This window comes from Pseudomonas sp. Irchel s3b6 (genome assembly GCF_900187415.1).
Taxonomy (GTDB): domain Bacteria; phylum Pseudomonadota; class Gammaproteobacteria; order Pseudomonadales; family Pseudomonadaceae; genus Aquipseudomonas.
Genome location: NZ_FYDM01000012.1, coordinates 81,633 through 96,134 on the forward strand (window position 1 = coordinate 81,633; position 14,502 = coordinate 96,134).

The 14,502-nt window shown below is 61.9% G+C and carries 13 protein-coding genes; 9 read left to right on the top strand and 4 right to left on the bottom strand.

Translation table 11 applies throughout. The features are described from left to right. Positions 1–34: 34 nt before the first annotated feature. Positions 35–379 (bottom strand): pilin assembly protein, encoded by a 345-nt coding sequence (locus tag CKW07_RS18945; protein WP_095146510.1) that lies wholly within the window; start codon positions 377–379, stop codon positions 35–37. Positions 380–596: 217 nt separating this feature from the next. On the opposite strand from CKW07_RS18945, the gene ppc reads away from it, so the two are divergent. The 6 genes from ppc (at position 597) to CKW07_RS18975 (ending at position 7,083) form a co-directional block, all read left to right on the top strand. After that, a complete protein-coding gene (gene ppc / locus CKW07_RS18950) occupies positions 597–3,227 on the top strand; it encodes a phosphoenolpyruvate carboxylase (protein WP_095146511.1) in 2,631 nt (876 codons plus the stop codon). A 288-nt stretch (positions 3,228–3,515) separates the two neighbouring features. Beyond that, entirely contained in the window at positions 3,516–4,163 is a 648-nt protein-coding gene (adk, locus tag CKW07_RS18955) for an adenylate kinase (protein ID WP_095146512.1), read from the top strand. A 93-nt stretch (positions 4,164–4,256) separates the two neighbouring features. After that, a complete protein-coding gene (gene tsaB, locus CKW07_RS18960) occupies positions 4,257–4,931 on the top strand; it encodes a tRNA (adenosine(37)-N6)-threonylcarbamoyltransferase complex dimerization subunit type 1 TsaB (protein WP_095146513.1) in 675 nt (224 codons plus the stop codon). Between the two features lie 140 nt (positions 4,932–5,071). Then, a complete protein-coding gene (locus CKW07_RS18965) occupies positions 5,072–5,368 on the top strand; it encodes a hypothetical protein (RefSeq protein ID WP_095146514.1) in 297 nt (98 codons plus the stop codon). Continuing rightward, a complete protein-coding gene (locus tag CKW07_RS18970; RefSeq protein WP_095146515.1) occupies positions 5,368–6,228 on the top strand; it encodes a DUF72 domain-containing protein in 861 nt (286 codons plus the stop codon). Before CKW07_RS18965 ends, CKW07_RS18970 begins: the two co-directional genes overlap by 1 nt. Positions 6,229–6,261: 33 nt before the next feature. Beyond that, on the top strand, positions 6,262–7,083 hold the full coding sequence (locus tag CKW07_RS18975) for an isocitrate lyase/phosphoenolpyruvate mutase family protein (protein WP_095146516.1): 822 nt from the start codon (positions 6,262–6,264) through the stop codon (positions 7,081–7,083). 43 nt (positions 7,084–7,126) lie between these two features. Here CKW07_RS18975 and CKW07_RS18980 read toward each other — a convergent pair whose 3' ends face one another. Beyond that, positions 7,127–7,747 carry an energy transducer TonB gene (locus CKW07_RS18980; RefSeq protein WP_095146517.1) on the bottom strand — a complete coding sequence of 207 codons (621 nt, stop codon included), beginning with the start codon at positions 7,745–7,747 and terminating at the stop codon, positions 7,127–7,129. A 93-nt stretch (positions 7,748–7,840) separates the two neighbouring features. Here CKW07_RS18980 and CKW07_RS18985 point away from each other — a divergent pair, with 93 nt between their 5' ends. Continuing rightward, positions 7,841–8,623 carry a class I SAM-dependent methyltransferase gene (locus tag CKW07_RS18985; protein ID WP_095146518.1) on the top strand — a complete coding sequence of 261 codons (783 nt, stop codon included), beginning with the start codon at positions 7,841–7,843 and terminating at the stop codon, positions 8,621–8,623. Positions 8,624–8,663: 40 nt separating this feature from the next. Here CKW07_RS18985 and CKW07_RS18990 read toward each other — a convergent pair whose 3' ends face one another. After that, on the bottom strand, positions 8,664–9,317 hold the full coding sequence (locus CKW07_RS18990; RefSeq protein ID WP_095146519.1) for a TetR/AcrR family transcriptional regulator: 654 nt from the start codon (positions 9,315–9,317) through the stop codon (positions 8,664–8,666). Between the two features lie 93 nt (positions 9,318–9,410). Between CKW07_RS18990 and CKW07_RS18995 the strand changes: the two genes are divergently transcribed. Beyond that, positions 9,411–10,511, top strand: a complete 1,101-nt coding sequence (locus CKW07_RS18995; RefSeq protein WP_095146520.1) for an efflux RND transporter periplasmic adaptor subunit — start codon at positions 9,411–9,413, stop codon at positions 10,509–10,511. A 6-nt stretch (positions 10,512–10,517) separates the two neighbouring features. Continuing rightward, on the top strand, positions 10,518–13,583 hold the full coding sequence (locus CKW07_RS19000) for an efflux RND transporter permease subunit (RefSeq protein ID WP_095146521.1): 3,066 nt from the start codon (positions 10,518–10,520) through the stop codon (positions 13,581–13,583). Between the two features lie 236 nt (positions 13,584–13,819). Here the strand turns inward: CKW07_RS19000 and CKW07_RS19005 are convergent, their stop codons facing one another. Beyond that, positions 13,820–14,224: a YbaY family lipoprotein gene (locus tag CKW07_RS19005; protein WP_095146522.1), complete on the bottom strand. Its 405-nt coding sequence runs from the start codon at positions 14,222–14,224 to the stop codon at positions 13,820–13,822. Between the last annotated feature and the right edge of the window lie 278 nt (positions 14,225–14,502).

Genomic DNA, 14,502 nt, shown 5'->3' on the forward strand with positions numbered 1-14,502 from the left:
GCGGGGGCGCCAGTGCCCTCGCCACAGCGGTCCATCAGTGTTTCTGCTTGTCGCTTGTCGCCGATAATTGGTGCAGATGTTGCCGCGACAGGGTGAGGAAACGTGGCGTAGGTCCGACGTCCTCGTACAGCGGATCACCTTCTTCATCGGTCGCGACTACGTGCTTGCCCTTCACATACGGGAAGCTCGCTTCGAGCTCTTCCAGGGCCGCGCCGATCAGTTCCCCCAGCAGTTCCTCGGGGCGCCGTTTCGGGTACATTTCGCTGAGCGCCGCCAGGCGGGCAGCGGTTTCGACATCCAGGTGAAGGGTGTAGCCAGTCTCGGTCAAGCGGCCTGTGGCGGTTTCTTCCCAATGCTGGGCCAGTTCACGGATTTTCATAATGACCTCAATGTGCTTCCTGCTCGTGGCAGGGCGTGATGAGTGTCCGGCCGTGGCCGGTGGCAAGCCCTGGTATGGCTTACTTATGAGACTAGCCGCAAGCCACAGGGTTTACCGCCGATTTGTCGCCTGCTTGTAAGAACCGGCTATGGGCGGCACTCTTGGGGTTCTACGCCGGAGCCTCAAAAGCCTTCCGCCATTCGTTGGAGAACTGCTGATGACCGATATCGATGCACGCTTGCGCGAGGATGTTCACCTGTTGGGAGAGTTGTTGGGCAACACCATCCGTGAGCAATACGGCGATGGGTTTCTCGACAAGATCGAGCAGATCCGCAAAGGTGCCAAGGCCGATCGACGCGGCGCGATGGACGCGCAACTGAGCGCCAGCCTCAATCAGTTGAGCGAAGACGACCTGCTACCCGTGGCGCGGGCGTTCAACCAGTTCCTCAATCTGGCGAATATCGCCGAGCAGTATCAGTTGATTCACCGTCGTGAGGAGACGCAGCCGGCACCGTTCGAGGCGCGCGTATTGCCCGAACTGCTGGCGCGGCTGCGAGCCGAGGGGCATGGCGCGGAGGCGCTGGCCAGGCAACTGGGACGCCTGGACATCGAGTTGGTGCTGACCGCGCACCCGACCGAAGTGGCGCGCCGCACCCTGATCCAGAAGTACGACGCGATCGCCGCGCAACTGGCGGCACAGGATCATCGCGACTTGACCAGTGCCGAGCGCGAGCAGATCCGGCAGCGCTTGCAGCGCCTGATCGCCGAGGCCTGGCACACCGAAGAGATTCGTCGCACCCGCCCCACGCCGGTGGATGAAGCCAAGTGGGGCTTTGCCGTGATCGAGCATTCGCTATGGCAGGCAATCCCCCATTACCTACGCAAGGCCGATCAGGCCTTACTGGCCGCCACCGGCCTGCGCTTGCCGCTGGAAGCCGCACCGATTCGGTTCGCTTCGTGGATGGGCGGTGACCGGGACGGCAACCCGAACGTGACCGCTGCCGTTACCCGTGAAGTCCTGCTGCTGGCGCGCTGGATGGCGGCGGACCTGTACCTGCGAGATGTCGACCAATTGGCGTCCGACCTGTCGATGCAGCAGGCCAGCGCTGCCTTACGGGACAAGGCGGGGAGCAGTGCCGAACCTTACCGAGCGGTGCTCAAGCAACTGCGCGAGCGCCTGCGTGCGACCCGCCAGTGGGCACAGGCCTCGCTGGCGGCGGCGACCCCGGCAGGGGCTGACGTGCTATGCAACAACCGTGACCTGCTCGATCCGCTGGAGCTGTGCTACCAGTCGCTGCACGAATGCGGCATGGGCGTGATTGCCGATGGCCCGCTGCTGGACTGCTTGCGTCGGGCAGTGACGTTCGGCCTGTTCCTGGTGCGTCTGGACGTGCGCCAGGACTCATCGCGCCATAGCTCGGCGATGACCGAAATCACCGACTATCTGGGGCTTGGCCGCTATGAAGCCTGGGACGAGGAGGCGCGCATCAGCTTCCTGATGACCGAGCTGAACAATCGTCGCCCCCTGTTGCCCACGCACTTCAAACCCTCGGCCGACACCGCGGAAGTCCTGGCGACCTGCCGTGAGATCGCGGCAGCTCCGGCAGCGTCACTGGGGTCGTATGTGATTTCCATGGCGGGCGCGGCCTCGGACGTGCTCGCGGTGCAACTGTTGCTCAAAGAGGCTGGGGTACAGCGGCCGATGCGCGTGGTGCCGCTGTTCGAGACCCTCGCCGACCTGGACAACGCCGGGCCGGTGATCGAGCAGTTGTTGTTGCTGCCGGGCTACCGCGCCCGCTTGCAGGGCCCGCAGGAGGTGATGATCGGTTACTCCGACTCGGCCAAGGACGCCGGCACCACGGCGGCGGCGTGGGCACAGTACCGGGCGCAGGAACGGTTGGTGGAGGTCTGCCGTGAACAACAAGTTGAACTGCTGTTGTTCCATGGTCGCGGTGGCACTGTGGGGCGCGGCGGTGGCCCGGCCCATGCGGCGATTCTGTCGCAGCCACCGGGTTCGGTCGCGGGGCGTTTCCGCACCACCGAACAGGGGGAAATGATTCGTTTCAAATTCGGCCTGCCGGACATCGCCGAGCAAAATCTCAACCTCTACCTGGCGGCCGTACTCGAAGCGACCTTGCTACCGCCTCCGCCGCCTGCCCCGGCATGGCGAGGCGTGATGGACGAACTGGCGGCCGACGGTGTCAGCGCCTACCGCGCCGTGGTCAGGGACAACCCGCAGTTCGTCGAGTACTTCCGCCAGTCCACCCCTGAGCAGGAGTTGGGGCGCTTGCCGCTGGGCAGCCGTCCGGCCAAGCGCCGTGCCGGCGGTATCGAAAGCCTGCGGGCGATCCCGTGGATTTTCGGCTGGACCCAGACCCGCTTGATGCTGCCGGCCTGGCTGGGCTGGGAAGCGGCGCTGAGCAAGGCGCTGGCACGTGGCGAGGGTGAGTTGCTGGCGCAGATGCGTGAGCAATGGCCGTTCTTCCGCACCCGGATCGATATGCTGGAGATGGTGCTGGCCAAGGCAGACGCGGACATCGCACGGTCCTACGATGAGCGTTTGGTGGAGCCAGATTTGCTGCCTTTGGGTGCGCATTTACGCGACCTATTGTCGCAGGCCTGTTCGGTCGTGCTGGGGCTGACCGGTCAGTCGCAGCTACTGGCCCATAGCCCAGACACCCTGGAGTTCATCCGTTTGCGCAACACGTACCTGGACCCTCTTCATCTATTGCAGGCCGAGTTGCTAGCCCGCTCCCGGCAGCAGGACGTGGCACAGGGCAGCCCGGTGGAACAGGCGCTGCTGGTGTCTGTGGCGGGGATTGCCGCCGGTTTGCGCAATACCGGCTAAGGCCTTGCGGATACCCCTGGCGGCCGTTTCGCAGCCCAAAACGATGGCTGCGAAACGGCGGCTGGCGTTTGTCAGGCGACACTTTGTTATGGGGTTGCGACTTGGAACACCTCGTCGCAAGGGCATGGCAGGCCCGGGTTCCTCCGACTTTCGACGGCTTGTGTGGTCCGTGCCTGCTGTGTATCTTGATCAGCCTTTGGCCGTTTGGGCGGCCCACGACCCTATTTTGAGATTGGCCCCACGCGGCGAATCCGATCGTTTATCAATAAGAAATTGAGGAGCACATCGATGCGCGTCATTCTGCTGGGAGCTCCCGGGGCCGGTAAAGGTACTCAGGCTCAGTTCATCACCGAAAAATTCGCCATTCCACAGATCTCCACCGGCGACATGCTGCGTGCGGCTGTCAAGGCCGGCACCGAGCTGGGTATCAAGGCCAAGAGCATCATGGATGCCGGCGGCCTGGTCTCCGACGACCTGATCATCGCTCTGGTCAAGGATCGTATTGCCCAGCCTGATTGCGCCAACGGTTTCCTGTTCGACGGTTTCCCACGCACCATTCCCCAGGCTGAAGCCTTGGTGACTGCGGGTGTGGAGCTGGACCACGTGGTTGAAATCGCCGTCGAAGACGAAGAAATCGTGCAGCGTATCGCCGGTCGCCGCGTTCACGAGGCCAGCGGCCGCGTGTACCACACCGTTTACAACCCGCCGAAAATCGCCGGCAAAGACGACATCACTGGTGAAGAGCTGGTGCAGCGCAAGGACGACACTGAAGAAACCGTGCGTCATCGCCTGTCGGTCTACCACTCCCAGACCAAGCCGCTGGTGGATTTCTACCAGAAGCTGTCGGCTGCCAATGGCAAGCCGGTCTACAGCCACATTGCAGGCGTTGGCTCGGTTGAAGCCATCACCGGTAAAGTGCTTGAAGCACTGAGCTGAGAAAGCTGATTTGCTGTACCTTCAACGGCCCGCTTGCGGGCCGTTGTTGTTTATACTGGCGCACTTTTGACCACCTCCCTGACGGATACATCGATGAGTACCTTGCTGGCCCTGGACACCGCGACTGAAGCTTGCTCCGTTGCCTTGCTGCATGACGGCAAAGTGACGAGCCATTACGAGGTGATCCCGCGCCTGCATGCGCAGAAGCTGTTGCCGATGATCCAGCAACTGCTGGCGGACGCCGGCACCACCTTGCAGGCAGTCGATGCGATAGCGTTCGGACGTGGGCCGGGGGCGTTTACCGGGGTGCGGATTGCCATTGGCGTGGTGCAGGGCCTGGCGTTCGCCCTGGATCGCCCGGTGTTGCCCGTCTCCAACCTGGCCGTGCTGGCGCAGCGTGCGTTGCGTGAGCACGGCGCTACCCAAGTGGCAGCAGCCATTGATGCGCGGATGGATGAGGTCTACTGGGGTTGCTACCGCGAAACCGCCGGTGAAATGCGCCTGGTGGGGGCTGAAGCCGTACTGCCACCGGAAGCGGCGGCGTTGCCGGCAGAGGCTTCGGGTGACTGGTTCGGCGCAGGCACCGGTTGGGGCTATGGCGAGCGGATTGCCGTCAGCCTGAGCGGGCAGGACGCTGGCATGCTGCCGCACGCACAGGACCTGCTGACCCTCGCACAGTTCGCTTGGGCGCGCGCGGAAGCCATCCCGGCCGACGATGCGCAGCCAGTGTATCTGCGTGACAAGGTGGCGACGCCCAAGGCCCGCTGAATGGCAAGCGATTCCAATCGTCAGTTTCTTGCCTGCGCTTTTAAACCTTTTTGCTTTTATGTGTTCTAGTTATCACTTGGCAATTTGCGCACTCCGAGAAGTGCCGCTAAATTGCCATCATCGATCGTGAGCACGCACCTATGCGCATAGACGGCTTTTCTTCCCAGTCCTATCCCATTGCGCGCAAGCCCCGTAAGGGCCATGCGTCTGTGGACGAGTCCGTCGAGGACATCGATGACGAGCTGCCGATCCCTTCCGAAGAGCAACTGGCAGCCCGTGTCGCCCAGCGCTCGAGCAATCTTCCCGCCCGCCCGCAAGACCTGCTTTACCAGCGCGCCATGAGCAAAACCGTGGCGACGGCCTTGGCCAGCTACCTCAGCACCGCCACGTTTGTCGACTGGGATACGGAAGTGCTGGGTCTCGACCTGCACATCTGATGCGGCTGCCTTATTACCTCGGTTGCCCGTCCTGGAGCGAAAACGCCTGGCGCGACTACCTGTATCCACACAACGCCCGCCCCCACGAACTGCTTGGCCTGTACACCCAGGTGTTCAACGCTGTCGAAGGCAACACCACGTTTTATGCACGTCCCGCCCCGGCGACGGTAGAACGCTGGGCGCAGACCATGCCCGAGCACTTTCGCTTCACCGCCAAGTTTCCCAGTGACATCAGTCACGGCGGCGACCTGCGCGAGCAAATCACGGCGGCCGAAAGCTTCATGCAGCTTCTCGCTCCGCTCGGTGAGCGGGTCGCGCCGCTGTGGTTGCAGCTGTCAGCGGCGTTTACCCCGCAGCGCATCGCTGAGTTGGCCGGCTTTATCGATGGCTTGCAACGGCCATTGGCGGTTGAGGTCCGGCATCGGGACTTCTTTGCCAAGGGCGATGCCGAGCGGATGCTCAATCGCTTGCTGCTGGACCGTGGCGTGGAGCGCATCTGCCTGGATCCTCGGGCGTTGTTCAGTTGCACCTCGACCGAGCCTTCGGTACTCCACGCACAAGCCAAGAAGCCCAATGTCCCGACTCGCCCGGCGGCCTTCACCCGGTTTCCGCAGGTGCGCTTCATCGGTCATCCTGTGCTGGAGGCCAACGAGGCCTTTCTCACGCCCTGGGTCGAGAAAATCGCCCAATGGATCGAGGAAGACCGTACGCCGTACATCTTCCTGCATACCGCGGACAACCTGTTGGCCGCCGCATTGGCCCAGCGCTTCCATGCCCGCTTGATGGCACGACTGCCTGGCTTGCCGGCCCTGCCTGAGCTATACAGAGAACCCGTCGCGGAGCAACTGGGCTTGCTCTGACGGCGGGTCATTCCCTTCTACAGGAGCGAGCCAATGGATGCGCAAACCCTTAGAGCTCAAGCGTTCAAGGCCTTGCACGAAGGTGCCGGGGCCTTTGTGATCCCCAACCCGTGGGACGCTGGTTCGGCAAAAATGCTGGCTAGCCTGGGCTATCAGGCGCTGGCGACCACCAGTGCCGGTTATGCCTTTTCGATGGGTCGTCCGGACGGCGCGTTGAAACTCGAGGACACCCTGGCCAACGTCCGGGCAATTGTCGCGGCCACCGATCTTCCAGTGGCGGTCGATCTGGAGAACGGCTTTGCCGACGACCCGCAGCAGTCTGCACAAAGCGTGCTGGGCGCCGCCAGTGCCGGCGCCGTCGGCGGCTCGATCGAGGATGCGACCGGTCGCGAAGACGGCCCTATCTACTGCTTCGAGCATGCGGTGGCGCGGATTGACGCGGCGGTAGCGGCCGCGCGCAGCCTGCCATTCCCGTTCACCCTCACGGCCCGTGCCGAAAACTACCTGCACGGCAATCCGGATTTGGCCGATACCATTCGCCGCTTGCAGGCCTTCGCCGAAGCCGGTGCCGATGTGCTGTACGCACCGGGCCTGCGCACGGCCGAAGAGGTGTTGGCGGTGGTACGTGCGGTGGCGCCGAAGCCGGTCAATGTGCTGATGTCCGGTGGCCTGAAGTTGAGTGTGGCGCAGCTCAGTGACATGGGGGTCAAGCGCATCAGCGTTGGCTCGGCCCTGGCCCTGGCGGCTTACGGTGAGTTCTACCGGGCAGCCCGGGAGGTTCACGATCAGGGGACCTTTACCTTCACCGAACGGACCATGCCGTATTCGCAGGCCAATCAATTGTTCAAGGGCTGAGAGGCGTCGTGGCCAGGCGGGGCAGGAGCGTGCCTTGCCCGGCTCAGGCGGCGATGCGCAGGTTGTGCAGGACGATCGGGCGCGCCCAGCGGCTGTCGAAATCGAATTGTTGCTGTTGCTCCAGCAGTTCTTCAGGCGCGAAGGGCTGCGCAGGAGGCGGCAGCAGTTCGAGTTCGAACTCGGCAATCGGCAGGAATAGCGAGCGAGGTGCCGGCGCCGGGCCCGGTTCAGGCAATGGCTGGCCAGCCGTGAGCACCAGTGGGCGTACCCATTTGTTGTCGAATTCCTGCTGCGATTGCTGGGCAACGATCTCTTCAGGCGGGAACGGCGGGGCCGGTTTGTCGGCCAGCTCCATGTCGAATTCGGCGATGGGCAGGAACAGCGGCTCCGGCGGGCGAATCTCGGTGTCCACGACATCGCAGGCGCGTTGCGTGACGATCTTGTCCAGCAGGTCGGAACCGCCTGCGGGTTCGTCCGGGCTGTCGATGACAAAGGGTTGGTATGCGTCAGTAGCGGGTAGCCCGTCACCCGACTGATCGGCCAGCGCCTGGGCAAAGAAATCCTGCCACAGGTGACTGACACCGCTCAGTGTCTGGGTGTTGTGTTGGCTGTAATCGCGGTAAGGCGTAATAAAGCCTGCGGGTACGCGTTGAATGTCTGACATTTCTCTCGGTTGACGCTCAGCTCTGGCAAAATGCTCGATAGTTTGGTTATCGGCCGTTTTTGCCGATCATTAATTTTTCGAGTGTGTTTTCTGATGAGTGAGCAACCTGCGGCCAGCCGCATCAAAGTCGAGGCCCTGGCCGATGGGTTTCAGGCGCAAGCCCGGCTCTGGGCCGAGCGATTGAATTTGCCGCTGCTGCTGGACGATGCCGAGTTTGCCCTGCAAGTGGGTGAGCAGGGTTTACAGCTGCAGCAGCTGGGGCCGGATGCGCCAGGACCGGTGCGGGTGGATTTCGTTGAGGGCGGCGCGGCCCATCGCCGGTTGTATGGCGGCGGCAGTGGACAGATGATTGCCAAGGCGGTTGGCGTCGCCCAAGGCGTGCGCCCCAGAGTGCTGGATGCCACGGCAGGCTTGGGCAAGGATGGCTTCGTACTGGCGAGCCTGGGCTGTGAGATGAGCCTGATCGAGCGTCAGCCGTTGATCGGGGCTTTGCTCGAAGACGGTCTGGCACGCGCGGCCGAAGATTTTGAGGTAGCGCCGATTGTGGCGCGCATGCATTTGCTCAAGGGTAATTCGATTGAGTTGATGCGCAATTGGGAGGGTGAGCCGCCACAGGTCATCTACCTTGACCCGATGTTTCCTCATCGGGAGAAGACGGCGCTGGTCAAGAAGGAAATGCGCCTGTTCCGCCCGCTGGTGGGCGACGACCCGGATGCGCCAGCCCTGCTCGAAGCCGCCCTGGCGCTGGCCAGCCACCGGGTCGTGGTCAAGCGCCCACGCAAGGCCCCGTGCATTGAAGGGCCCAAGCCGAGCCATGCGCTGGATGGCAAGTCCAGTCGTTATGACATCTATCCGAAGAAAGCGCTCAAGGCTTAAGCGGCAATCGGCGGGCAGTGATGTTACAAGCCGCTAGCACCTAGCGGCTTGTAGTGTTCCCCGGCTGATACGCCCGCATGAACAATCCAACCACTTCCCGCACATGGGCTTCGGCGGTGTCGCCGGTCAAGGGCTCGCCGCAGCCGTAGAGCAGGCGGAAATTACCCGCGCCCTTGAGCAGGCAGAAAAAATGCTCGGCGGCGTGGCGCGGTTTGTCGATGCGCAGGGTGCCCGATTGGTCGACCTTGCTCAGCAAGCGTTCCATGCCGTGCACCATCCGTTGCGGACCGGCTTCGAAGAAGATCTGCGCCAGCTTCGGGTCCTGGCTGCCCAGCGTGATCATCAGGCGGTGCAGGTTCACCGATTCATCGCTGTTGATCAGCAGATGAAAGCCCCGGGCGATGTTCAACAGCACGCTCTCGATCGGCATCTCGTCGGGCAGTTCGAAAAACAGGGTAGGCAATTGTTCTTCGCACTTGGCCATGACGGCCGAGGAGAACAGCGTCTCCTTATCTGTGAAGTGGCTGTAGACGGTCAACTTCGAAACCCCGGCCTCAGCCGCCACCGCGTCCATGCTGGTGTTCGCGTAACCATTGCTCAGAAACAGGCGTTTGGCGGCTCCCAGGATGGCCTCGCGCTTGGCGGGATCCTTTGGGCGGCCAGGGCCGTTGGGTACAGAAAGATTCTTGGGCATTCTTCGCTTTAATACTGGACTGGTGAGTTTGCTATTAATAACATACTGGTCAGTATAATTATTCCAAGCACCATTAGCGAAAGGTCCTTCGCCATGTTCCGCTATGCCTTGCCTCTCGTGTTGCCAGCCAGCCTGGCGTTTTTGTTGGCTGCGTGTGGTCACGAAGAACCGGTGCAAGTCGCCGTTCGCCCGGCCATGGTGGTTCAGCCAGAGCCCTCCGCACAGGCGATGGACAGCTATCCTGGCGAAGTCCGCGCACGCTATGAGCCGGACCTGGCTTTTCGCATTGGCGGCAAAGTCAGCCGACGACTGGTCGAGGAGGGGGAGCGGGTCAAAGCCAATCAGGCGCTGGCCGAACTCGATCCCGAGGATGTACGGCTGCAGTTGGAAGCAACCCGTGCCCAAGTGGCGGCGGCCACTGCCAATCTGAACCTGGTGCGCACCGAGCGTGATCGCTACAAGACCCTGATGGAGCGTCAGTTGGTCAGCCGCTCGCAGTACGACAACGCGGAAAATCTCTACCGATCCGGTGAAGCACGTCTCAAGCAGATCAAGGCCGAGTTCGATGTCGCCAACAATCAGGCCAGCTACGCCGTCCTGCGCGCGCCACGTGACGGGGTGGTGGCCAAGCGTGCCGTGGAAGTGGGCCAGGTCGTGGCTGCGGGGCAAACCGTGTTCACCCTGGCCACCGACGGCGAGCGTGAAGTCTTGATCAGCCTGCCGGAGCAAGGGTTTGGCCGGTTCAAGATTGGCCAGCCGGTCACCGTTGAACTGTGGAGCCAGCCGGGGCAACGCTTTGCCGGCAGCATCCGCGAGTTGTCGCCAGCCGCTGATCCCAAGTCACGCACCTTTGCCGCACGCATCGCCTTCACTGCCGGCAAGGTGGCGGCCGAGCTCGGTCAAAGCGCTCGGGTATTCATTCAAACCACTGACGTGGTGCCGCTCTCGGTGCCGCTCTCGGCGCTCACCGCGGAAAACGGTGCGACCTACGTCTGGGTGGTGAACGCCGACAGCACCCTGCGCAAGGCGCCGGTTCGTGTCGGGGCCTTCGGTGAGAAAAGTGTACCGGTGCTTGAAGGCCTGACGGCCAGCGACTGGGTGGTGGCGGCCGGTGTCCATGTGCTCCACGACGGCCAGCCAGTGCGGCCGGTGGATCGTTCCAACCGCGTGGTCAATCTGGCGGTCAAGGAGTAATCCCCGATGGGTTTCAATCTATCCGAATGGGCGCTGCGTAATCGCCAGATCGTACTGTTTCTGATGATCCTGCTGGCGGTTGTCGGCACCTTGTCCTACACCAAGCTGGGCCAGAGCGAGGACCCGCCGTTCACCTTCAAGGCCATGGTGATCCAGACCAAGTGGCCGGGTGCGACAGCCCAGGAAGTCTCGCGGCAGGTCACCGAACGTATCGAAAAGAAACTGATGGAAACCGGCGAGTATGAACGGATCGTGTCGTTCTCCCGCCCCGGTGAATCCCAGGTGACGTTCATTGCCCGGGACTCGATGCATTCGGTGGACATTCCGGAACTCTGGTATCAGGTCCGCAAAAAGGTCGGCGATATTCGCCCGACCTTGCCACCGGGTATCCAGGGGCCATTCTTCAACGACGAATTTGGTACCACCTTCGGCAATATTTACGCGCTGACGGGGGAAGGTTTCGACTACGCGGTACTCAAGGACTACGCGGACCGCATCCAGATCCAGCTGCAACGGGTCAAGGATGTGGGCAAGGTCGACCTGCTCGGGCTGCAGGACGAGAAAATCTGGATCGAGCTGTCCAACCTCAAACTGGCCACGCTGGGCTTGCCATTGGCGGCTGTGCAGCAAGCACTGGAGGAGCAGAACGCGGTGTCCAACGCCGGGTTCTTCGAAACCACCAGTGAGCGATTGCAGTTGCGGGTGACGGGCAACTTCCAGACGGTCGAGCAGATTCGCGGTTTCCCGATTCGCGTCGGTGATCGAACTTTCCGTATCGGTGATGTGGCGGACGTGCACCGTGGTTTCAACGATCCACCGGCACCGCGCATGCGCTTCATGGGCGAGGATGCGATCGGCCTGGCCGTGGCCATGAAGGACGGCGGCGATATTCTGGTGCTGGGCAGTGCGTTGGAGCGCGAGTTCAAGCGGATCCAGGACAACCTGCCGGCGGGCATGCAGCTGCGCAAGGTGTCTGACCAGCCGGCGGCGGTAAAAACCAGCGTCGGCGAGTTCGTCCAGGTACTGGTCGAGGCGTTGGCGATTGTGTTGCTGGTGAGCTTTTTTTCCCTGGGTGTGCGCACCGGCATGGTGGTCGCCTTGGCAATACCGCTGGTATTGGCCATGACCTTTGCCTGCATGTATTACCTGGGCATTGGCCTGCACAAGATTTCCCTGGGAGCGTTGGTACTGGCTCTGGGCTTGCTGGTGGATGACGCGATCATTGCCGTGGAAATGATGGCGATCAAAATGGAGCAGGGCTTCGACCGGGTCAAGGCTGCCAGTTATGCCTGGACCAGTACGGCATTCCCGATGCTCACCGGTACCCTGATCACCGCCGCGGGTTTCCTGCCGATCGCCACCGCGCAATCGAGCACGGGCGAGTACACCCGTTCGATCTTCCAGGTCGTGACGATCGCGTTGCTGGCCTCATGGATCGCCGCTGTGGTGTTTGTACCCTATCTGGGGGAAAAGCTGCTGCCGGACCTGGCCAGGCTCCACGCGGCCAAGCACGGTGCCGGTCAGCCGGATCCTTATGGAACGCCTTTTTATCAACGGGTGCGGCGTCTGGTGGAGTGGTGTGTGCGCCGGCGTAAAACCGTGATTGCGTTGACCATCCTGCTGTTCCTGGCTTCGGTAGTGCTGTTCCGTTTCGTGCCGCAGCAGTTCTTTCCGGCCTCGGGCCGCCTGGAACTGATGGTTGACCTGAAGCTGGCGGAAGGCGCTTCGTTGAGCAATACCGCCGGTGAGGTGAAGCGCCTGGAAACAATGCTCAAGGAGCACGCCGGTATTGAAAACTATGTGGCGTACATCGGCACCGGTTCGCCACGTTTTTACCTGCCACTGGATCAACAGCTGCCGGCGGCCAGTTTTGCTCAGTTTGTTGTCCTGGCGGACACCATCGAGGAGCGTGAAAGCCTGCGCAGCTGGCTGATCGAAACCCTCAACGAACAATTTCCGGCGTTGCGCTCGCGGGTCACGCGCCTGGAAAACGGCCCGCCCGTGGGGTATCCGGTGCAGTTCCGGGTGACCGGCGAGCACATTGAAGAAGTCCGCGCCCTGGCCCGTAAAGTCGCCGCCAAGGTGCGCGAGAACCCCCATGTGGTCAACGTGCACCTGGACTGGGAAGAACCCAGCAAGGTGGTGTACCTGAATGTCGATCAGGACCGTGCACGGGCCCTGGGCGTGAGCACCGTGAACCTGTCGAGGTTTTTGCAGAGCTCGCTGACCGGCTCCAGCGTCAGCCAGTACCGTGAAGACAACGAGTTGATCGAAATCCTCTTGCGCGGCACCGTGCACGAACGCACCGAACTGTCGCAGTTGTCGAGCCTGGCGGTGCCGACCGACAACGGCAAGAGTGTGGCGTTGTCCCAGGTGGCGACCCTGGAGTACGGCTTTGAAGAGGGCGTCATCTGGCACCGTAACCGTTTGCCGAACGTGACGATTCGCGCCGATATCTATGGCAAGGAGCAACCGGCGACCCTGGTCAAACAGATTCTGCCGACCCTCGAGCCGATTCGCGCTGAATTGCCGGACGGCTACTTGCTGGACGTGGGTGGTACGGTGGAAGACTCGGCTCGCGGACAGAACTCGGTGAAGGCCGGTGTGCCGTTGTTCATCGTCGTGGTGCTGACCTTGCTGATGGTACAACTGCGCAGCTTCTCGCGCACGGCGATGGTGTTTTTGACCGCGCCGCTGGGGCTGATTGGCGTCACCCTGTTCCTGCTGGTATTCCGTCAGCCGTTCGGGTTCGTGGCCATGCTCGGTACCATTGCCCTGTCGGGGATGATCATGCGCAACTCGGTGATCCTGGTGGACCAGATCGAGCAGGACATCCTCGCCGGGCTCAAACCCTGGCAGGCGATCATCGAAGCCACGGTGCGACGCTTCCGGCCAATCGTGCTCACCGCCCTGGCTGCCGTATTGGCGATGATCCCGCTGTCGCGCAGTGTGTTCTTCGGGCCGATGGCCGTGGCAATCATGGGCGGCTTGATCGTGGCGACCGCGTTGACGTTGCTGTTTCTGCCGGCGTTGTATGCGGCGTGGTTCAGGGTCAAGAAAGAACCTGTTTGATGATCGCTCCTGCGCTCAGCGTGGGAGCGATCGACGCCTGTATTGGTCCGACCGTACTGACTCAGTGGATCCCGGCGTGTTTCAGTGTCCATGGTTTGCGAGATCATGCTTTCTGAGACAAGGGTTCGTCGTTTCGAGCGTTATCTCTCAGTTGATGGCGTTTCTGAGATGAGCTGGATGCTTGATTCGAGAAAGACAGGACGCTGCCTGGCAGCGTCCTTGTTCGGTAATCCCTCTCAACGAACCGCGTCGACGCGAACCTTTACGGGCTGCGGATCGCTTCCGTCCAGTCGCACGGCATGATTCTCAGTGGTGATGAACATCAGTTTGCCATCGACCTCAATGCGGGCGTTCACCGAGTAACGGTGGGTGGGCTCGACCTGCATCGGGTCGTAGCTGAGGTGGAAGGCCAAGGGTACCTGGCCTTTGATCGGGCCTCTTTGCTCGTCAAGGGTCTTTGCCGGAGCATCGGCCAGTGTCACGTCCTGCAGGCTGACACTCAAGATTGCTGTCGGTGGCAGTGCCATGCGTTGCAAGTAGAAGACTTCGCCGTCCAGGGTTGCTTTAGGCGCCGGTGACGGGCTTTGGCAGGCCGTCAGCAGGGTGGCGGCAGCGAGCAGGGCAAGCGTGTTTCTCTTCATTGTGGATCTCCGTATCGAGGAGACGCCAGCAGCAGGCCGGCGCCCCTCGGGAGTCTAGCGGATTTTATGCCGGGCATTGCCCCAGGGTGTTTTGCCTTCAACTGCCGAATACGGGAGCCTGTAGCGGTACTGGCCGCAGGACCAGTTCCCTGGGAGAGAGACCCAATGACGGGCGTCCCTGGCCATGAAAGCGAAGTGTTGAGTGCAGGGCGTGCTTAATTAAAGAGGGTCCAACTAATTAAAACGCCGTCTTCCAGAATTGAACCGGTTGAAGCATA

Coding starts and splice junctions, on each gene's coding strand:
- CKW07_RS18995 (WP_095146520.1), top strand. CDS start 9,411: ATGTTCCGCTATGCCTTGCCTCTCGTGTTGCCAGCCAGCCTGGCGTTT.
- CKW07_RS18965 (WP_095146514.1), top strand. CDS start 5,072: ATGCGCATAGACGGCTTTTCTTCCCAGTCCTATCCCATTGCGCGCAAG.
- CKW07_RS18970 (WP_095146515.1), top strand. CDS start 5,368: ATGCGGCTGCCTTATTACCTCGGTTGCCCGTCCTGGAGCGAAAACGCC.
- adk (WP_095146512.1), top strand. CDS start 3,516: ATGCGCGTCATTCTGCTGGGAGCTCCCGGGGCCGGTAAAGGTACTCAG.
- CKW07_RS19000 (WP_095146521.1), top strand. CDS start 10,518: ATGGGTTTCAATCTATCCGAATGGGCGCTGCGTAATCGCCAGATCGTA.
- CKW07_RS18990 (WP_095146519.1), bottom strand. CDS start 9,317: ATGCCCAAGAATCTTTCTGTACCCAACGGCCCTGGCCGCCCAAAGGAT.
- CKW07_RS19005 (WP_095146522.1), bottom strand. CDS start 14,224: ATGAAGAGAAACACGCTTGCCCTGCTCGCTGCCGCCACCCTGCTGACG.
- CKW07_RS18945 (WP_095146510.1), bottom strand. CDS start 379: ATGAAAATCCGTGAACTGGCCCAGCATTGGGAAGAAACCGCCACAGGC.
- CKW07_RS18975 (WP_095146516.1), top strand. CDS start 6,262: ATGGATGCGCAAACCCTTAGAGCTCAAGCGTTCAAGGCCTTGCACGAA.
- CKW07_RS18980 (WP_095146517.1), bottom strand. CDS start 7,747: ATGTCAGACATTCAACGCGTACCCGCAGGCTTTATTACGCCTTACCGC.
- tsaB (WP_095146513.1), top strand. CDS start 4,257: ATGAGTACCTTGCTGGCCCTGGACACCGCGACTGAAGCTTGCTCCGTT.
- CKW07_RS18985 (WP_095146518.1), top strand. CDS start 7,841: ATGAGTGAGCAACCTGCGGCCAGCCGCATCAAAGTCGAGGCCCTGGCC.
- ppc (WP_095146511.1), top strand. CDS start 597: ATGACCGATATCGATGCACGCTTGCGCGAGGATGTTCACCTGTTGGGA.